The 18,470-nt window shown below is 67.1% G+C and carries 14 protein-coding genes and 1 riboswitch; of the genes, 1 reads left to right on the plus strand and 13 read right to left on the minus strand.

The genetic code is table 11. From position 1 onward, the window contains the following. Position 1: 1 nt before the first annotated feature. The 9 genes from nadD to ASPU41_RS17680 all read right to left on the minus strand — a co-directional run bounded on the left by nadD (position 2) and on the right by ASPU41_RS17680 (position 11,225). On the minus strand, positions 2–646 hold the full coding sequence (gene nadD, locus ASPU41_RS17640) for a nicotinate-nucleotide adenylyltransferase (protein ID WP_069952789.1): 645 nt from the start codon (positions 644–646) through the stop codon (positions 2–4). Positions 647–701: 55 nt separating this feature from the next. Further along, on the minus strand, positions 702–941 hold the full coding sequence (locus ASPU41_RS17645; RefSeq protein WP_069952015.1) for a hypothetical protein: 240 nt from the start codon (positions 939–941) through the stop codon (positions 702–704). Between the two features lie 80 nt (positions 942–1,021). After that, positions 1,022–2,377: a glutamate-5-semialdehyde dehydrogenase gene (locus ASPU41_RS17650; RefSeq protein ID WP_069952016.1), complete on the minus strand. Its 1,356-nt coding sequence runs from the start codon at positions 2,375–2,377 to the stop codon at positions 1,022–1,024. Between the two features lie 26 nt (positions 2,378–2,403). Beyond that, positions 2,404–3,573: a glutamate 5-kinase gene (gene proB, locus ASPU41_RS17655; protein ID WP_069952017.1), complete on the minus strand. Its 1,170-nt coding sequence runs from the start codon at positions 3,571–3,573 to the stop codon at positions 2,404–2,406. Beyond that, the gene (obgE, locus tag ASPU41_RS17660) at positions 3,563–5,149 is read right to left on the minus strand and encodes a GTPase ObgE (protein ID WP_069952018.1); all 1,587 of its coding nucleotides are present in this window, start codon (positions 5,147–5,149) and stop codon (positions 3,563–3,565) included. The genes proB and obgE overlap by 11 nt, the downstream gene beginning before the upstream one ends. Positions 5,150–5,266: 117 nt before the next feature. Beyond that, the gene (gene rpmA, locus ASPU41_RS17665; RefSeq protein WP_069952019.1) at positions 5,267–5,530 is read right to left on the minus strand and encodes a 50S ribosomal protein L27; all 264 of its coding nucleotides are present in this window, start codon (positions 5,528–5,530) and stop codon (positions 5,267–5,269) included. Between the two features lie 62 nt (positions 5,531–5,592). After that, entirely contained in the window at positions 5,593–5,901 is a 309-nt protein-coding gene (gene rplU / locus ASPU41_RS17670) for a 50S ribosomal protein L21 (RefSeq protein WP_018773353.1), read from the minus strand. Between the two features lie 354 nt (positions 5,902–6,255). Next, entirely contained in the window at positions 6,256–7,833 is a 1,578-nt protein-coding gene (locus ASPU41_RS17675) for a bifunctional hydroxymethylpyrimidine kinase/phosphomethylpyrimidine kinase (protein ID WP_157357042.1), read from the minus strand. Next, a riboswitch (TPP riboswitch) is annotated at positions 7,816–7,913 on the minus strand. It overlaps the preceding gene by 18 nt. Before the next feature lie 102 nt (positions 7,914–8,015). Then, positions 8,016–11,225 (minus strand): Rne/Rng family ribonuclease, encoded by a 3,210-nt coding sequence (locus tag ASPU41_RS17680; protein ID WP_069952021.1) that lies wholly within the window; start codon positions 11,223–11,225, stop codon positions 8,016–8,018. Positions 11,226–11,698: 473 nt separating this feature from the next. On the opposite strand from ASPU41_RS17680, the gene ASPU41_RS17685 reads away from it, so the two are divergent. Continuing rightward, positions 11,699–12,370, plus strand: a complete 672-nt coding sequence (locus tag ASPU41_RS17685; RefSeq protein ID WP_069952022.1) for a vitamin K epoxide reductase family protein — start codon at positions 11,699–11,701, stop codon at positions 12,368–12,370. 149 nt (positions 12,371–12,519) lie between these two features. On the opposite strand, the gene ndk is transcribed toward ASPU41_RS17685, so the two are convergent. From ndk to ileS, 4 genes are read right to left on the minus strand one after another with little or no spacing between them, the layout of a single operon-like run. Next, positions 12,520–12,939 carry a nucleoside-diphosphate kinase gene (gene ndk, locus ASPU41_RS17690; protein WP_069952023.1) on the minus strand — a complete coding sequence of 140 codons (420 nt, stop codon included), beginning with the start codon at positions 12,937–12,939 and terminating at the stop codon, positions 12,520–12,522. Between the two features lie 38 nt (positions 12,940–12,977). Beyond that, positions 12,978–13,421, minus strand: a complete 444-nt coding sequence (locus ASPU41_RS17695; RefSeq protein WP_069952024.1) for a DUF4233 domain-containing protein — start codon at positions 13,419–13,421, stop codon at positions 12,978–12,980. A gap of 3 nt (positions 13,422–13,424) precedes the next feature. After that, a complete protein-coding gene (locus ASPU41_RS17700; protein ID WP_069952025.1) occupies positions 13,425–14,783 on the minus strand; it encodes a bifunctional folylpolyglutamate synthase/dihydrofolate synthase in 1,359 nt (452 codons plus the stop codon). A 3-nt stretch (positions 14,784–14,786) separates the two neighbouring features. Next, positions 14,787–18,179: an isoleucine--tRNA ligase gene (ileS, locus tag ASPU41_RS17705; RefSeq protein ID WP_069952026.1), complete on the minus strand. Its 3,393-nt coding sequence runs from the start codon at positions 18,177–18,179 to the stop codon at positions 14,787–14,789. Positions 18,180–18,470: the final 291 nt, after the last annotated feature.

The raw sequence follows: 18,470 nt of genomic DNA on the forward strand, positions 1-18,470 counted from the left end.
CTCATTCGGTGCTGGCGGGTTGGGCTAACTCGGTGCTGCGGTCATAGCGTGCGGCGCCATTGCCGGCGGAAGTGTCCCCCGGGTCCGGGTCGCCGCCGTACAGCCCGTACTTGGCGATGTACTGGACGACGCCGTCGGGGACGAGGTACCAGACGGGGTTCCCCGCCGCGACCCTGGTGCGGCAGTCCGTCGAGGAGATCGCCATGGCGGGGACCTCGAGCAGGCTTACGTCCTTGCGGCCCATCCCGTCCAGGACATGCCCGGGGCGGGTGACGCCGACGAAGTGCGCGAGGGACCACAGCTCGTCGATGTCCTTCCAGGACAGGATCTGCGCCAGGGCGTCAGCTCCGGTAATGAAGAACAGGTCCGCATCGGGACGCAGCGTGTGCAGGTCCCGGAGGGTATCGATCGTGTACGTGGGCCCGGGCCGGTCCACGTCGACCCGGCTGACGGTGAAGCGGGGGTTTGAGGCGGTGGCGATGACGGTCATGAGGTACCGGTGCTCGGCCTCGCTGACCTTTTTGCTCATCTTCTGCCAGGGCTGGCCCGTGGGCACGAAGACTACTTCGTCCAAGTCGAACTTGGCCGCGACCTCGCTGGCCGCGACAAGGTGGCCGTGGTGGATGGGATCGAACGTGCCACCCATCACACCCAGACGCAGGCGGCGCTTGGCGCCGCGCTGCTTCACGGTGGCCGAAATATTAGTGCCCTTGGCCGTGGTCGTGCTTGTTCGGGTGCTGGCGGTGCGGGTCCACGTGCTCCTCGACGGCCTCGTGGCGCTTGCCCAGGTTGGAGTAGGACAGCGTGATGAACAGCATGACCATCAGCAGCGCGAACATAATGGCGCCAATGGCGAGGGGCGGCGCAATGAGCGGCGCGAGCTCCTCATGGCCTGATCCGCCGGCGGCGGCGACGATTGTGGCGATCTGCTGCGACAGCATGTTCTCCCCTAGTGAGTTCAAGATTTGAGGACGGCGGGTATCCCCGCCGTTCCGGACTTCTGTTCCATGTTACAGCGTTACTAGACCCTGATCTGGCCCTCGCCCTGGACGATCCACTTGGTGGTGGTCAGTTCGGTCAATCCCATCGGGCCGCGGGCGTGCAGCTTCTGGGTGGAGATGCCCACCTCGGCGCCCAGGCCGAGCTCGCCGCCGTCGGTGAAGCGCGTGGAAGCGTTCACGATTACGGCGGCGGAATCGATCTCCGCGATGAAGCGCTCTGCGTTGGCCAGGTCATTGGTCAGGATCGCTTCGGTGTGGCCGGTGGTCCAGGTGCGGATGTGCTTGACTGCCTCGTCGAGGCTGTCCACCATGGCCACGGCGAGGTCCAGGTCCATGTATTCGGTGGCCCAGTCCTCATCGGTGGCGGGGACGGTTTCGACCGTGTCCGGAAGCGCGGCGCGGATCCGTTCGTCGGTGTGCAGGGTGACACCGGCAGCGCGCAGGGCTGCGGCCACGGCCGGCAGCACTGTTGAAGCGGAGTGGACCAGCAGGGTTTCGACGGTATTGCAGACACTCGGCCGCTGGGTCTTGGCGTTCAGCAGGATCTCCACCGCCATTTCCTCGTTCGCGGAGGCGTCCAGGAAGATGTGCACGTTGCCCTCGCCGGTCTCGATCACGGGAACCTTGGCGTTGGCCACGACGGACTGGATCAAATCCCGGCCGCCGCGGGGAATCAGGACGTCGACCCGTCCGCGGGCGCGCATCAGGGCGTTGGCCCCTTCGCGGCCGAACTGGTCGACGCTCTGCACGGCGTCGGCGGGCAGGCCCACCGAGTCGAGGGCCTCGCGGAGCACGGTGACGAGGGCGGAGTTCGTGGCGGCCGCGGCGGTCCCGCCGCGCAGGATGACGGCGTTGCCGCTCTTCAGCCCCAGCCCGGCAATGTCCACGGTGACGTTGGGTCGCGCCTCGTAGATGGCGGCGACGACACCCAGGGGCACGTTGATCTGGCGCAGCCGCAGCCCGTTGGGGAGGGTCTGGCCGCGCACCACGTTCCCGACCGGGTCCGGCAGGTTGGCGAGGTTCTCCAGCGCGTCGGCGAGGCCCTGGATGCGCGCGTCGGTGAGGGTGAGCCGGTCCAGCATGGCAGCGGATGTGCCGTTTGCTTTCCCTGCGGCGACGTCCGTGGTGTTGGCGGCGAGGATCTGGGCCTTGCGCTCCAGCAGGGCGGCGGCAATGGCACGGAGGCCGCGGTCTTTCCAGGCCCGGTTGGCGCGCCCCATCCGGCGGGCGGCCTGGCGTGAGCGGTCGGCGATGGCGTGCACGGCTTCCTCGACCTCGGCCGGTGAAGGTTGCGTCTTCACTTGCCCGGGCATCGGGGATACCTCTGTGGCATCGATGGTATTCTCAGCGGCTTGGGGAATCAGTGCCTCAGTCATCCTTCAAGTCTAGGCGGGCGTGCCGGCTAAACCAGAACCAGGTCGTCAACGTGGACAACCTCACGGTCAAATCCCCGGCCCAGCGACTCCCCGAGTTCCACCGTGGAGCGGCCCAGCATCTGCGGCAGCTCATCTGCGGAATAGTTGACCAGCCCGCGCGCAATGACGGTGCCGTCGGCAGCGACCATTTCCACGGCGTCCCCTGCTTCGAAATTGCCTTCAACCGCCGAGATCCCGGCTGGGAGCAGCGAGGTGTGGTTTTTACTCACGGCAGTCACCGCGCCGTCGTCGAGGATCAGCCGGCCCTGCACGTGCGCGAGGTGGGCGAGCCACATCATCCGCACCGGCTTGCGTGCCCCGTTCACGGTGAACCAGGTTCCAACGTCTTCGCCGGCCAGGGCCGCGGCCACATTCGCCGTCGACGTGACCATCGCAGGGATCCCGGAATCGGCCGCCATGATGGCCGCCTCCACCTTTGTCTGCATGCCTCCCGTTCCAACACCGGCCTTGCCGGGATCGCCGATGGTCACACCCTCGAGGTCCTGCGGGCCGTCGACGCGGGGAATCCGTTTGGCGCCCTTCGCCGGAGGTCCGTCGTAGAGCGAATCTACGTCGGACAACAGCACCAGGGCATCGGCGCGGACCAGGTGGGCCACCAGGGCCGACAGCCGGTCATTGTCGCCGAAACGGATCTTGTGCGTGGCGACGGTGTCGTTTTCGTTGACCACCGGCACTACGCCCAGGTTAAGGAGCCGATTCAGGGCGCGGAAGGCGTTCATGTGGTGGCTGCGCCGCATGAGGTCATCTGCGGTCAGCAGCACCTGGCTGACAGTCACGCCGTGGGCGCCGAAGGCCTGCGTGTAGCGCGCCATCAAAAGGCCCTGACCCACGCTGGCGGCTGCCTGCTGGGTGGCCAGGTCCCGGGGCCGCTTGGCCAGTCCCAACGGTGCCAGGCCGGCTGCGATGGCCCCGGAGGACACCAGGATGATTTCCATGCCCGCGTTGCTTTTGACCGCCAGGGCGTCCGACAGTGCGATGAGCGCTTCTTCGGAAATGCCGCCCTTGATGCTGGTGAGCGACGACGAGCCGACCTTGACCACGATGCGACGCGCTCTGGTGAGCACGCTCCTGTCGTCGCTGGGTCCCTCGATGACTACTGCGGAATTAACACTCACGTCTGCGGGTTCACTCCTCATTTTCTTCGCTGAGTCCGCTCTCCGTGAGCGGCTTGGGGCGGCGTCCGCTGACGGATTCGGTCCAGATTCCGGCCTTGCGCTCGGCTTCGAGCTCGGCGCGGGCCGCGGCCTTGGCCTCGCGGCGTTCGACCTGCTCGTCGCGCTTCTGTCCACGGGTGGGGCGGTCGCCGATGTCGGCGAAGCGCACGTCGGTGCCGCGCGGAGCGGCCAGCAGTTCGGCGCCGGCCATCATGGTCGGCTCCCAGTCGAAGACGACGCCGTCGTCCTCGCCGATGACGACCATGTCGCCCGGCTTGGCGCCCTGCTTGAAGAGTTCGTTTTCGACGCCGAGCTTGGCCAGGCGGTCGGCGAGGTAGCCGATGGCCTCCTCGTTGGTGAAGTCGGTCTGCTTGACCCAGCGCACGGGCTTGTCGCCCAGGACGCGGAACAGCGGCTCCAGGTTCTTCTCCTCGCGGCGGATCTTGAAGCCGGATTCGTTGACGGCGCGAGGCTTGAGCACCGGTGCGTGGACCTTCGGCGGAGCAGCGGCGACGGCGTCGCGGGCGGCCTGGACGATCTCTGCCATGGCGAAACCAAGCTGGCGGAGGCCCTCGTGGCTGGTGGCCGAGATTTCGAAGACCTTGTAGCCGCGGGATTCAAGTTCCGGGCGGACGAATTCGGCCATGTCCTTGCCGTCCGGGAGGTCGACCTTGTTCAGGGCGATCAGGCGCGGACGGTGGTTCAGCGGAACGACTTCACCGTCGGAGCCCGCAAAGCTCATGTCCACGGCGTACTTTTCCAGCTCGGCCTCGATGACGGCGAGGTCGGAGAGCGGATCGCGGTCCGACTCGAGCGTGCCGCAGTCGAGGACGTGCACCAGGGCGGCGCAGCGCTCGACGTGGCGCAGGAAGTGGTGGCCGAGGCCCTTGCCTTCGCTGGCGCCTTCAATCAGGCCCGGGACGTCGGCGATGGTGAAGCGCACCTCGCCGGCCTGGACCACGCCGAGGTTCGGGATCAGGGTGGTGAAAGGGTAGTCGGCGATCTTGGGCCGCGCGGCGGACATCGCGGCGATCAGGCTGGACTTGCCGGCGGAGGGGAAGCCGACGAGGGCGATGTCGGCGATGGACTTCAGTTCCAGGACGACGTCAGCGGCTTCGCCTTCGATGCCGAGCAGCGCGAAGCCGGGGGCGCGGCGCTTCTGCGAGGAAAGCGAGGCGTTGCCCAGCCCGCCGATGCCGCCGGCGGCGGCGATGTATTCGGTGCCTTCGCCGACGAGGTCCGCGAGGACACGTCCGTCCTTGGACTTGACCACGGTGCCCTCGGGAACCGGGAGGATCAGGGTTTCGCCGTGCTTTCCGGCGCGCCAGTCGCCCATGCCGGGGCCGCCGTTGGTGGCGTGGCGGTGCGGGGCGTGGTGGTAGTCGAGCAGGGTGGTGGTCTGGGGATCGACCCGCAGGATGACGTCGCCGCCGTTGCCGCCGTTGCCGCCGTCGGGGCCGCCGAGGGGCTTGAACTTCTCGCGGTGAACGGAGACACAGCCGTGGCCGCCGGTACCGCCGGATACGTGCAGTACTACCCGGTCTACAAAGCTCGCCACGTGGATCTCCTCAGTGCTGTTCCCCGGGCCTCCAAAGAGTCCCAAGATGATTGTAATGCGGTTAAAACACCGGTGGAGCGGACCTAATGGCCCGCCCCACCGTTTTAAGACTTGTTGTTACTCTGCAGCTGCAGCAGCCACAATGTTCACAACGCGACGACCGCGGCGGGTGCCGAACTCGACTGCGCCGGGGGCCAGTGCGAACAGGGTGTCGTCCCCGCCGCGGCCAACGCCGGCGCCCGGGTGGAAGTGGGTGCCACGCTGGCGGACGATGATCTCGCCTGCGGAAACTACCTGGCCGCCGAAGCGCTTGACGCCGAGGTACTGGGCGTTGGAGTCACGACCGTTGCGAGTGGAACTCGCGCCTTTTTTATGTGCCATTTGAAAATGCCTGCCTTAAAAATTCTGGGGAATCTGCGGAAAACCTGAACAGTAACGGTTAGTTACTTGATACCGGTGATCTTGACCTTGGTCAATTCCTGACGGTGACCCTGGCGCTTCTTGTAGCCGGTCTTGTTCTTGAACTTCTGGATGACGATCTTCGGACCACGAAGGTCTTCGAGGATCTCAGCCGTAACCGTTACCTTGGCCAGGTCCGCGGCAGCGGACGTAACCTTGTCACCGTCTACCAGGAGCAGTGCGGGCAGCTCAAAGGTGCTGCCGGCTCCACCGGGGACGCGGTTCAGGGTAACGAAGTCTCCAACGGAAACCTTCTCTTGGCGGCCGCCTGCGCGGACAATCGCGTACACCACTGGGGAACTCACTTCTCTCGACGTTTATTACTAGATTTGCGTGCGGAACCTGGGTCCAAAGTTTTCTGGTCCGGCTCACGCTGTGCCTCTACGCCGGTGGATTCCCCGGGGGAACCCATGAGCTATCCCGTGGACATTCGCACTCGAAATCAAGTGGAGCGTCCTCAAGGTCATAACCCAAGTGTTGGCGTAAGCACCGAAGATCTAGACTACGCTAATTTTGCCTTCGGCCGCAAATGAGGCTGGTTCCGAAGGGAGGTACGTGATAGGCGCCACTCTGTATGGACAGAGCCTTGCCGCAACGACTTCCGGAACCGTGCCCAACCATCGTACAGGCTCCCCCGGCTCCCCACGTCAGGCGTGCCGGCGCGGCGCGTCGAAGAAATCGACCTCGTAGCGGGCAGACTGCCGGAAGGCCAGGGCCATCGCGTCCCGTTCGCTCTCCGACGCCGCCCGCGCCGCAGCGTCTGTGTAGGCGACGGCCTGCCGGGTGGCGGCCGCGAAGTCCTCATCGGCATAGGTGCGCAGCCACACCGCGTAGCGATTCTCGGCCGGGGCGCCCGCGGCGAGGAACTGCCCGTGCAGGGTTTCCCCGACCTCGGCGTAGAGCCAGAAGCACGGCAGCACCGCGGCGAGCAGCACCGCGTAGCTGCCGGACACCGACGCGGCCAGCAGATGGTCCACGTAGGACTTGGTGACCGGCCCGGGCGTCACGTGTGCCGTGCGGCCGCTCAGCCAGGTCCGGTGCAGATCGGATTCCACTTCGAGGCAGTGCTGGGCGGAGCGGGCCCAGAAGAGCTGCTCAGCCTCGGTGGGTGCGATGGCGGCGGCACGGGCCAGGACCCGGGAATAGCCGTTGAGGTACAGGGCGTCCTGGGCGAGATAGTAGGCGAATTCGTGCTCCGGCAGCGACCCGTCGGCAAGGGCCTTGATGAAGTCCAGTCCGTAGATCGACTCGAGGTCGGCGGTTGCGGAGGCCCGGAGGGCGGCGGCGAATTCACCGGCGGCCGGTATCCGCCGGGTCCGGCCGTGGTCCTCGGTCTGCTGCTGGACATGATGGAAGTGGTGGACCGGACCGTTGCCGGTTCCGACGTCAAGCTTGTCCGAGCTGCGCAGTGCCCCCTGCAGCCAGGGTTTGACCTCGCGGAGCGCAGCCTCCCAGTCCCCCGCCCCGGCGTGTCCAATGGTTCTGGCTTGCACGGTAGCCATGGCCGAGGACAGCGAACATCCTGTCCCGTGGCTGTTGCGGGTGGATACCCGCTCCCCCGGCACCACCACGACGTCCTGGGCGAGGAGTCCGCCGGTGTTGACCAGCGCGTCGGGGCATCCGCCGCGCTCAAGGTGTCCGCCCTTCACCAGGACCGTGGTTCCGGTCTGCGCGGCGAGCCGTTTGCCCTGTTCCAGCGCCCCGGACCAGTCCTCGGCGGCGGGTTCCCGAAGCAGGATGGCGAGCTCGGCGAGGTTGGGGGTGATCAGGTCCGCATACGGCAGCAGGGCGTGCAGGGCAGCCTCTGCGGACTCCTGCAGCAGCCGGTCGCCGCTGGTCGCCACCATCACGGGATCCAGGACCACGACGCCGGGGCGGGTCTTCGCCAGCCAGCTGCGCACGGCGTCGATCACGGAGGCATCCCCCAGCATCCCGATCTTGACGGCGTCGATGCTGATGTCCTGGCTGACGGCGTCGAGCTGGGCGGTCAGGAAGGCCGCGGGCGGGACATGGACGGCGCTGACGCCGCGGGTGTTCTGCGCGGTCAGGGCCGTGATGGCCGCCATGCCATAGCCGCCGTGGGCGGCAATGCTCTTGAGGTCGGCCTGGATCCCGGCGCCGCCGGAGGGATCGGAGCCGGCGATCGCCAGCACGCGCGGGATCCGGGGCGCCAAGGGGGCAGGGTCAGACGGAAGAAATGATGAGGCGGTGGTCAAGAGAGACATCCCTTCGCCGGTGCTAACCGGACAGGTTCAACGGGTCTGGATCTCAGCCGGCTCGATGCGCGGCACCCCGTGTCAGTGATCCAGCCTAGCCTCATCCGTTAACGAAACCGCGGGCACGGCCCGAACCTGGCGTATTGCTACGCCGTCCGGACCGCACCCGCGGCCTTGCTGAACTGTTTCGGTTAGAGCTCCGAGGCCGGAACTCCGACGCCAAGGATGATCGGCTCGCTCGCAGCAGGCTTGGCGGCCGGCGTTGTTGCTGCCGGTACCTTCGCCTCGTGCACCGAGACCGCTGCGGCGTGCGGAGTTTCCTGCCGCTGTTCCACGGAGGTCTCGTTGGCTGCACCCTGGGCGCGGCTGGCGCTCCGGTTGCGGCGGCCGCGACGGGCACGTGAGGTTCCGGCCTCGGCTTCCGCCTCGGTCTGGGAACCCGGCGCCTGGGTGCGTCCCGGGCCGGTTCCGCCGGTGCGCGCCGGAGCTGCCGCCGCGGACCGGGCGGCCGGGGCCGTCGCCGCGGCTGACTTTGCCGCCGGCGCCTGGGCTGCCTCGGCCTCACCCAGGTGGGCGAAGGCCTCTGTCAGCAGGTCCAGGGTCAGCGCGGGCGCATTGGCCTTGTCGGCGTGCTCCACGAACGGCAGGGCGACCTGCTCACCGCCGAACGTCAGCACGGCGGCGGGCCGTCCCGCTGCTTCCTCTGTGGCGGCCAGCTCGACGACCGCATCGACAGCGGCCTGGCGGGTCTCGGCGTCGGCAGCGGTGGCTGCCTCCCCGTCATGCAGGTGCGCGGCGTGGGCCGCCGCGGCGATGTTCGCCAGCGCTGCCCGGGTTGCCTCGGCCTTGGCGTGGCGTTCGGCCTCGGTCGGCTCGGGATGGACTGCTGCCGGGACGTACTGGTCCTCCTGCCCCTGGCCGCCCCTGCCGCGGCGCCGGCTCTTGCGTTCGGTCCGCGCGGCCGGCTGCTGGTGTTCCGTGCGCGGGACGTGGTGCTCGGCGGCAACAACGTTGGCGCGGCGGTGCTCGACCGGCTCGTCGTGGGTGACGATGCCGCGGCCGGCGCAGGTTTCGCACTGTTCGCCGAAGACTTCCAGCAGCCCGGTGCCCATCCGCTTGCGCGTCATCTGCACGAGGCCCAGGGAGGTCACCTCCGCCACCTGGTGTTTGGTGCGGTCCCGGCCCAGGCACTCGACCATTCGGCGCAGCACGAGGTCGCGGTTCGATTCAAGCACCATGTCGATGAAGTCGATGACGATGATGCCGCCGATATCGCGGAGCCGCAGCTGCCGGACGACTTCCTCGGCAGCTTCGAGGTTGTTCTTGGTGACGGTTTCCTCAAGGTTGCCGCCGCTGCCGGTGAACTTGCCGGTGTTGACGTCCACCACGGTCATGGCCTCGGTGCGGTCGATCACGAGGGAGCCGCCGGAGGGCAGGAAGACCTTGCGGTCCAGCGCCTTGTGGATCTGCTCGTCGATGCGCCAGGCCGCGAAGATGTCTGTGTCCTTGGTCCACTTCTCGAGCCGGCCCACGAGGTCGGGCGCCACGTAGGTGACGTAGGCCTCGATGGTGTCCCAGGCTTCCTCGCCGGAGACGATCAGCTTGGAGAAGTCCTCGTTGAAGACGTCACGGACTACCTTGATGGTCAGATCGGGTTCGCCGTAGAGCAGCTCGGGGGCGAGGATCTTGGTGGAGGTCGACTGGCCCTCGATGCCTTCCCACTGGGCGCGGAGGCGGTTGATGTCGTGCGTGAGCTCTTCCTCGGACGCGCCCTCGGCCGCGGTGCGGACAATGACGCCGGCATCTTCCGGCAGCCGGTCCTTGAGGATCCGCTTGAGCCGGTTGCGTTCGACGTCGGGCAGCTTGCGGGAGATTCCGGTCATGGAACCGCCGGGAACGTAGACGAGGTAGCGGCCGGGCAGGGAGATCTGGCTCGTGAGGCGTGCGCCCTTGTGGCCGACCGGGTCCTTGGTGACCTGGACCAGTACCGAGTCGCCGGACTTCAGCGCGTTCTCGATCCGGCGCTGCTTGCCTTCGAGGTTGACGGACTCCCAATTGACTTCGCCGGCGTAGAGCACGGCGTTGCGGCCGCGTCCGATGTCCACGAAGGCCGCTTCCATCGACGGCAGCACGTTCTGGACCTTGCCCAGGTACACGTTGCCGATCAGGGAATCCTGCTGGGTCTTCGAGACGAAGTGCTCGGCCAGCACGCCGTCCTCGAGGACGCCGATCTGGATTCTGTCGTCGCGCTGGCGGACGATCATCTGGCGGTCAACCGATTCGCGCCGGGCCAGGAACTCGGCCTCGGTGATGACGGTGCGGCGGCGACCGGTATCGCGGGATTCACGGCGGCGCTGCTTCTTCGCCTCAAGCCGGGTGGAGCCTTTGAGGGACGTGACGCGGTTGTTGACCGGCGCCTCGGTGGCCGCACGGGGTGCGCGGACGCGGGTAACCGTGTTGGGCGGATCGTCGTCTTCCCCGCCGGTCAGTTCCAGGTCCTGGTCACCGCGGCGGCGGCGGCGGCGGCGGCGCGAGGTCACGCCGTCTTCAAGCGGCTCCTCGGAGCCCTCTTCTTCCCCGTCTCCGGCGCCTTCGGAGTCGTCCCCGGCGCCGGTCTCATTCTCGGATCCGCGGCTGCTGCGTCCGCGGCGGCCGCGACTGCGACGACGGCGGCGGCTGCCGGCATCTTCGCCGTCGACCTCCTCGCCTTCATCTTCCTCGGCTTCTTCGGCTTCTGCCGCCGCCGCAGGGGCCGTGGCAGGGCGCGCGGCGGAGGTCAGGTCGGGGGCCTGGAAGATCATCGAGGTGACGAATCCCGGCTCAAGGAAGAGCGAGGAGGCGGCGGAGGGTGCTTCTTCGGGCGTCGCCGTAACGGGTGCTGGGGGGGCTGCTGTGTCCGCGGCGGCGGGGGCCTGCGGCGCGGCGGCGGGCGTCTGCGCAGCCTGTGCAGTTTCATCCGCTGCGGGGGTCTCGGCGGCGGGGGCTTCCACGGCGGGCGCAGCGGCCTTGGCGCGGCTGGCGCGGCGTCGGACGGGCTTCTCGACCGGCGCCTCAGCGGCCTCGGCTGCCGGCGCTTCGGCGAGGGCAGCCGAGGCTGCTTCGTCAGCGAAGGCCGGAAGGGGTTCGGCCGGTTCTGCAACCTTGCGGGCGCGGGAGCGGCGGACGGGTGCCTTGGCCTTGGCTTCGGCGGCCGGAGCTTCTGCGGCCGCAGCTTCGGCGCCGTCGGCGGGGGCTGCTGTGTCAGCTGCGGTCTCGGCCTTGGGAAGGGCCTTGCGGCGGGTCCGGACCGGCCGCTTCGGCGGCGTGGCTGCTGCCGCTGTTTCCGCCGCGTCAACAGTTACTGCTGCTGCTGCGGTGACAAGCGCGTGTTCGTTACCCGTTACAACCTGGTCATTATCCATATGTGGCAACACTCCTGCCCCTGACGTGCCGCCACATCCGGCACCCGTTGGGGCAAATATTTGTCAGCACCCGCAGGCAGTGACAGAAGTCAATTGGATACCCTCAGGTTCGCACCGGCAGTGGGGTGCGGCAGCCCTGGAGGGCCGGCGGAATTGTTCTGAAACCCGTTGATCTACACGCCACAACCAGGTGCCGTCCAATGGCATTGCGGGACAGCCCGGATCAGAGGATCCGAAGCTCCCTGCTCATCATTGGCGGTCTTTGGAACAAAGTCGCCGGACCGGAGCCCGGATGTGGATCGGGTTCCAGCCATGATCATTGTCTCACAGGACCCGTCAAAGCAGGCGTAGCCACTCATCCGGCCCGCGTCGTGTGCCGAAGTACTGGGGACGGCACGACGCATCCCGGACTTCATTCAGTCTCCGGCGATACAATCGGACCAGTTGCACCCGACCCGAAGGACATTCATTCCATGCCCAGCATCTCCAGTGCCACCGGCGAGGCAACCGCGCAGCAGCGAAGCTCCAGCACCTCCGCTGCGGAACGGCCGTTGCCTCCGATGACCCGCGGCCGCCCGTTCGCGTGGCTCCTGCTGATTACCGGCATCGTCGGCTGGCTCGCCTCCGGCGCACTGGTGCTGGAAAAGCTGGAGGTCCTCAAGGATCCCAGTCACGTGACCGTGTGCGATGTGAACCCCTGGATCTCCTGCGGACAGGTCATGCAGACCTGGCAGGGTTCGGTGTTCGGCTTCCCCAACATGCTGATGGGCATCGTCGCGTTCGCGGTCATCATCACCACGGCCATGGGCCTGCTCGCGGGGGCCACCTTTGCCCGCTGGTACTGGCTGGGGCTGCAGGCCGGCGTGACCCTGGGCTTCGCCTTCGTGGTGTGGCTCTGGTCGCAGGCGCTGTACTCCATCCACATCCTGTGCCCGTTCTGCATGGTCGTCTGGGCTGCGATGATTCCGCTGTTCGTCTGGGTCACCGTCCGCAACGTGAGCCACGGCGTGATCCGGCTGGCCGAGGGCCCCACCAGGATCCTGGGCGACTCCGGCTGGATCATCACCGCGCTGCTCTACGTCGCGGTCGTGTCCACCATCTTCTTCGCCTTCATCCAGGTCTTCATCGGGACGTCCGGCTACTAAGCACCTCCTCCCGCTTGCTGCCCCGTTCAGCCCTGCGGATTAACCTCCCCGCCGAGGTGACAGTTAAGGCCCATGTTCGTCGCGAACATGGGCCTTAACTGTCACCTCGGCTAAGTGTCACCGCGGCGGGGAGGGCGGGTCCGGGAAAGTTAGTCCTGGAACCAGATCTTGATCTCGCGCTCCGCGGAGTCCAGGGAGTCGGAGCCGTGGACCAGGTTCTGCTGAACCTTCACGCCCCAGTCGCGGCCGAAGTCCCCGCGGATGGTGCCGGGGGCCGCAACCGTCGGATCCGTGGCGCCGGCGAGCGAGCGGAAGCCCTCGACGACGCGGTGGCCCTCGAAGATCGCGGCGACAACAGGTCCGCTGAGCATGAATTCGAGGAGCGGCTCGTAGAACGGCTTGCCCACGTGTTCCTCGTAGTGCTGCTCCAGCAGTGCGCGGCTCGCTTCGACCTTCTTGAGTTCGGCCAGGGTGTAGCCCTTGGCTTCGATGCGGGCGATGATGCTGCCGGTCAGGTTGCGGGTGACGCCGTCGGGCTTGATCAGGACGAGGGTGCGCTCAATGCTCACAGCTGCTCCTAGGTGTTGGGGCGGGTTTGGAAATTAGTCTAGTTGCTCTGGTCTTCGGGGTGGGCTGCGTCCCAGGCAGCCTGGTCGCGTTCCCGCTGGGCGGCCTCGCGGTCAATCCTGATGCCGGTGCGGATCCCGTACCACCAGGCCACCGCGAAGAGGCCGCCGACCAGGAACATCGCCGGTTCCAGGATGCCGGTCAGGATCAGCACGATCTGCAGGATCCAGCCCAGCGCCACCCCCCACGGTTTGGAAAGGACAGCGCAGGTGAAAACGTACACGAGGCACAGCGCGATCCCGACGGAGAAGATCAGGACCGGCGCGAACTCGTCCCGCCGCAGCCCGAAGACGGTGAGGGTGCCGAAGAGCACCACGAAGGCTTCAAGCAGCAGCACCGTTGAGGCGAACATGACCTTGGTGGAGCGGCGTTTTTTGGGCATGCCCGGGCGCCATTCGCGCTGGGCCTTGGTGAGTTTCGCCATGGTCTAGGCGTCCGCCTTTCCGAGCAGGATCCGGGCTTCCGCGACGAGCGTGATGGATCCGGTGACGAGGACGCCGCCGGCGAGGTCATCGTTGGCTTCGGCGCGTTCCACCGCCCATTCGAGGGCGTCGTCGAGCTTCTCCGCGACGTGGATGTTGTCCTCGCCGAACCCCAGCTCGAGGGCAAGTTCCGCGAGGTCCTCGGCAGGGACGGCACGCGGCGAGTTGGACTGGGTGAAGCAGTACTCGGCGGCCAGGTCGCCGAGGGATTCCTTGAGCTGGCGGAGGATTTCCTCGGCGTCCTTTTCACGCAGGACACCGACCACCACCACGAGCTTGGTGAAGCTGAAGGCCTCATGGATGGTCTCGGCGGAGACCCGGATGCCTTCGGGGTTATGCGCGGCGTCCACGATGATGGTCGGCGCGGTGCGCACCACTTCGAGGCGTCCGGGTGAGGTGACGGAGGCGAAGGCTTCCTGCACGAGTCCGGCGTCGAGCGGCTTTTCGGCGCCGAAGAAGGCCTCCAGCGCAGCGATCGCGACGGCGGCGTTCTCCGCCTGGTGTGCGCCGTGCAGCGGCACGAGCAGATCCTCGTAGCGGCCCGCGATCCCCTGGATGGTGACCATCTGTCCGCCGACGGCGACGGTGCGGGATTCGACGCCGAACTCGACACCTTCGAAGCGGAACGGAACGTTCGTTTCCTTGGCCTTTTCCAGCAGGACCTGTGCCGCGTCCCGGGGCTGCGCGGCGCTGACCAGGAAACCGCCGGGTTTGATGATGCCGGCCTTTTCGTGCGCGATGTCCTCCGTGGTGTCACCGAGGAGCTCCGTATGGTCCAGCGAGATCGGGGTGACCACGAAGACCTGCCCGTCACCGACGTTGGTCGCATCGGTGATTCCGCCCAGGCCCACCTCGATGACGGCAACGTTGACCGGCTGGTCGGCGAAGACCGCGAAGCCCAGGATCGTGAGGCATTCGAAGTAGGTCAGCCGGGGCTGGCCCTCGGCCTCGAGTTCGCCGTCCACAATGGCCAGGTACGGGCGGATCTCGTCCCAGATCCGGACGAAGGTCTCATCCGACACCGGTTCGCCGTCGATACTGATCCGCTCGGTGACCTTGGACAGGTGCGGGCTGGTGTAGCGTCCCGTGCTCAGTCCGTGGGCACGCAGCCCCGCCTCGATCATCCGGGCGGTGGAGGTTTTGCCGTTGGTGCCGGTGACGTGGATGATCGGGAACGCCTTGTTCGGCTCCCCCAGGATGTCCATCGCCCGGTGCAGCGGGGCAAGCCGCGGCTCCATCTTGTTTTCGGGCGCCCGGCCGAGCAGCTCGGCGTAGACGCTTTCCACGGAGAATTCGTCGGTCATGGTTTAGGCCTCTACTTTTTCTGCCGCGGTCCTGGCAACACTGACCTGCGGTTCCTTGACGTCGGCCGGGACGGCGTCCAGCCGGACCGTCAGGGTTTCGGTCTTGACGAGCTCCGCGTTGGCCAGCAGGGCATCGACGACGTCCTGCTGCGCGGTCACGGTGGTGTGGATCCGGTCGCTGACGTTCAGCCCGGCATCCTTGCGGGCCTGCTGGATGGCACGGACCATGTCGCGGGCCGCGCCTTCGGCTTCGAGTTCGGCAGTGACCTCGGTGTTGAGGACCACAAAGCCGCCGCCGGGCAGCACTGCGGCCGCCCGTGACCCTTCGCCTTCCGCGGCTTCGGCCACGACGGTTTCCAGGGTGTATTCCTGCGGCTCAAGCGCGAGCCCGCCGGCAACAACAACACCCTCGACACCGTCGATTGTCTGGATGGACCAGTCGCCGGACTTGGAGCCCTTGATGGCCTGCTGGACGTTCTTGCCCAGGCGCGGACCCGCGGCGCGGGCGTTGAGCACGAGCTTCTGCTCGATCCCGAACTCCTCCGGGGAGGCGCTGTCGGCGTCGAGCAGCCGGACGGAGCGCAGGTTGAGTTCGTCGGCGACGACGGCGGCGAAGCCTTCCAGCGCGCCCGCGCCGGGTGCGACGACGGTGAGCTCCTGCAGCGGCAGGCGCACCCGCAGGTTGGCGGCCTTGCGCAGCGAGGATCCGGTGGAGCAGATCTGCTGGACCCGGTCCATCGCTTCAACGAGTCCCGGGTTGGCCGGGAACAGCTCCGCGTCCGGCCAGTCGGCCAGGTGCACGGAGCGCCCGCCGGTGAGCCCGCGCCAGATCTCCTCGGAGATCAGCGGCAGCAGCGAGGCCGAGACCCGGCAGACTGTCTCCAGCGCGGTGTAGAGCGCGTCGAAGGCGTCAACGTCCTCGTCGAAGAAACGCTGGCGGCTGCGGCGGACGTACCAGTTGGTGAGCATGTCCAGGTAGCTGCGCAGTTCGTCGCAGGCGCCGGAGATGTCATAACCGTCCAGCTGCGTGGTCATGTTCCGGACCAGGTCACCGGTGTTGGCCATCAGGTACTGGTCCAGGGTGTCGGCGTAGCCGTCGTAGCGCAGCTTCGCGTCATACCCTGACTCTGTTCCACCGGCTCCGCCGGCCGCGTTCGTGTAGAGGGTGAAGAAGCTGTACACGTTCCACAGCGGCAGGATGACCTGGCGGACGCCGTCGCGGATGCCCTGCTCGGTGACCACGAGGTTGCCGCCGCGCAGGATCGGGCTGGACATCAGGAACCAGCGCATCGCGTCCGAACCGTCGCGGTCCAGGACCTCGGAGACGTCCGGGTAGTTGCGCAGGCTCTTGGACATCTTCTGCCCGTCGGAGCCCAGGACGATGCCGTGGCTGATGACGTTGCGGAAGGCCGGCCGGTCGAAGAGCGCGGTGGAAAGGATGTGCAGCATGTAGAACCAGCCGCGGGTCTGGCCGATGTACTCGACGATGAAGTCCGCCGGGTTGTGCGTGTCGAACCATTCCTCGTTCTGGAACGGGTAGTGGACCTGTCCGTAGGGCATGGAGCCGGAGTCGAACCAGACGTCCAGGACGTCCTCGACGCGGCGCATCACGGACTGGCCTTCCTCCGGGGTGCGCGGGTCATCCGGGTTCGGGCGGGTGAGCTCGTCGATGAACGGACGGTGCAGGTCCACCTGGCCGTCCTTGTTCAGCGGCAGGCGGCCGAAGTCGGCCTCGATCTCGGCGAGCGAGCCGTAGACGTCGGTGCGCGGGTAGTCCGGGTCGCTGGACTGCCACACCGGGATGGGGCTGCCCCAGTAGCGGTTGCGGCTGATGGACCAGTCACGGGCGTTGGCGAGCCACTTGCCGAACTGGCCGTCCTTGACATTGCCGGGGATCCAGTTGATCTCCTGGTTCAGTTCGGACATGCGGTCCTTGAACTTGGTGACCTCGACGTACCAGGAGGAGACCGCGCGGTAGATCAGCGGGTTCCGGCAGCGCCAGCAGTGCGGGTAGCTGTGCTCGTAGCTGGCCTGGCGGACCAGGCGGCCCTGGGCGCGGAGCACCTGGGTGATCGGTTTGTTGGCCTCGAACACCTGCAGCCCGGCGATTTCGGCGAGGTCGCCGTGGCCGAAGAGCGGCAGGAAATTCGCGCCCTCGTCCACGGACAGGACCACGGGGATGCCGGCCTCTTCACAGACCTTCTGGTCGTCTTCACCGTAGGCGGGGGCCTGGTGGACGATGCCGGTGCCGTCGGTCGTGGTGACGTAGTCCGCGACGAGGAAGCGCCAGGCGTTCTCGGTGCCGTACTTTTCGGCGTCGTGGAAGTAGTCCCAGAGCGGCTCGTATGTCAGCCCTGCGAGTTCGGCTCCGGTGTGGCGGGAGGTGACAGCGGCCTCGGCAGCCGCGGCGCCCTCGGCGCCGTCGCCGTAGCCGAGGTCCTTGGCGTAGGCGCCCAGCAGGTCCGCGGCGAGCAGGAAGCTGTCGGTGACGGGGGCTTCGGCTGCGGCAGCCTTGACGCCGTTCGGACCGGCCGGCAGGACGACGTAGCTGATGGCGGGCCCGACGGCGAGCGCCAGGTTGGTGGGCAGGGTCCAGGGCGTGGTGGTCCAGGCGAGCGCCTGCACACCGGCGAGCTGGCGGGACAGTTCCGACTCCCCCGCCGTGATCGGGAAGGTGACCGTCACGGTCTGGTCCTGGCGGTTCTTGTAGACGTCGTCGTCCATGCGCAGTTCATGGTTGGACAGCGGCGTCTCGTCCTTCCAGCAGTACGGCAGCACGCGGTAGCCGTTGTACGTCAGGCCCTTTTCGTGCAGCTGCTTGAAAGCCCAGAGCACCGATTCCATGTACTCGACGTTGAGCGTCTTGTAGTCGTTCTCGAAGTCCACCCAGCGGGCCTGGCGGGTGACGTAGCTCTTCCACTCGTCGGCGTACTTCATCACGGACGCGCGGCAGGCGTCGTTGAACTTGTCGATGCCCATGGCCTCGATCTGAGTCTTGTCCGTCATGCCCAGCTGCTTCATCGCCTCCAGTTCGGCGGGCAGCCCGTGGGTGTCCCAGCCGAAGCGGCGCTCGACCCGGCGGCCGCGCTGGGTCTGGTAGCGGCCCACGAGGTCCTTGGCGTAGCCGGTGAGCAGGTGGCCGTAGTGCGGCAGGCCGTTGGCGAAAGGGGGACCGTCGTAGAAGACGAATTCGTTGCTGCCAGGTGCGCCGCCGGGAAGGTCGGCGTCGCGCTGGTCGATGCTGGCCTGGAAGGTGCCGTCCTCATCCCAGTACTTGAGGATGCGTTCCTCGACCTCCGGGAACTTCACGGAAGCCGACACACCTGAGGTGTTGGAAGCAGAGCTGGTGGCACCTGCGCCGGAGGGTGCGGCGGAGGCCTTCGGGTAATAAGTCATCTCGACATCCTGGGTTGAGCTAGTGAACAAATGGATTCATTCAGGATGCGAGGACGGCTCCCGGGCTGCCTTTCGACAACACCGGCACCGCGGTACCACCTCACTTACCGTCGCGGGACCCCTGTAAAAGGAGAGCCCCGGCGTCGGCCGCTCATTGACTGCTGTAACGGGCTTACCCGTCCGGTTCTACCAGCCCTGGCGCACACAGACGCGGCGTCGGGGCGTTCTTCCGGAAGCTCACCGGTGATGGCCGGGTCAAAGCTGCTACGAGAAGTCTAACAACTGCGGCGG

Origin of the sequence: Arthrobacter sp. U41 (assembly GCF_001750145.1) — a bacterium.
Classification (GTDB): Bacteria; Actinomycetota; Actinomycetes; order Actinomycetales; family Micrococcaceae; genus Arthrobacter.

What these genes read in the sequence shown, in the direction of transcription:
- nadD (WP_069952789.1), bottom strand. Translation starts at nt 646, where the DNA reads ATGGGTGGCACGTTCGATCCCATCCACCACGGCCACCTTGTCGCGGCC.
- ASPU41_RS17645 (WP_069952015.1), bottom strand. Translation starts at nt 941, where the DNA reads ATGCTGTCGCAGCAGATCGCCACAATCGTCGCCGCCGCCGGCGGATCA.
- ASPU41_RS17650 (WP_069952016.1), bottom strand. Translation starts at nt 2,377, where the DNA reads ATGACTGAGGCACTGATTCCCCAAGCCGCTGAGAATACCATCGATGCC.
- proB (WP_069952017.1), bottom strand. Translation starts at nt 3,573, where the DNA reads ATGAGGAGTGAACCCGCAGACGTGAGTGTTAATTCCGCAGTAGTCATC.
- rpmA (WP_069952019.1), bottom strand. Translation starts at nt 5,530, where the DNA reads ATGGCACATAAAAAAGGCGCGAGTTCCACTCGCAACGGTCGTGACTCC.
- ASPU41_RS17675 (WP_157357042.1), bottom strand. Translation starts at nt 7,833, where the DNA reads ATGTCTCTCTTGACCACCGCCTCATCATTTCTTCCGTCTGACCCTGCC.
- ASPU41_RS17680 (WP_069952021.1), bottom strand. Translation starts at nt 11,225, where the DNA reads ATGGATAATGACCAGGTTGTAACGGGTAACGAACACGCGCTTGTCACC.
- ASPU41_RS17685 (WP_069952022.1), top strand. Translation starts at nt 11,699, where the DNA reads ATGCCCAGCATCTCCAGTGCCACCGGCGAGGCAACCGCGCAGCAGCGA.
- ASPU41_RS17695 (WP_069952024.1), bottom strand. Translation starts at nt 13,421, where the DNA reads ATGGCGAAACTCACCAAGGCCCAGCGCGAATGGCGCCCGGGCATGCCC.
- ASPU41_RS17700 (WP_069952025.1), bottom strand. Translation starts at nt 14,783, where the DNA reads ATGACCGACGAATTCTCCGTGGAAAGCGTCTACGCCGAGCTGCTCGGC.
- ileS (WP_069952026.1), bottom strand. Translation starts at nt 18,179, where the DNA reads ATGACTTATTACCCGAAGGCCTCCGCCGCACCCTCCGGCGCAGGTGCC.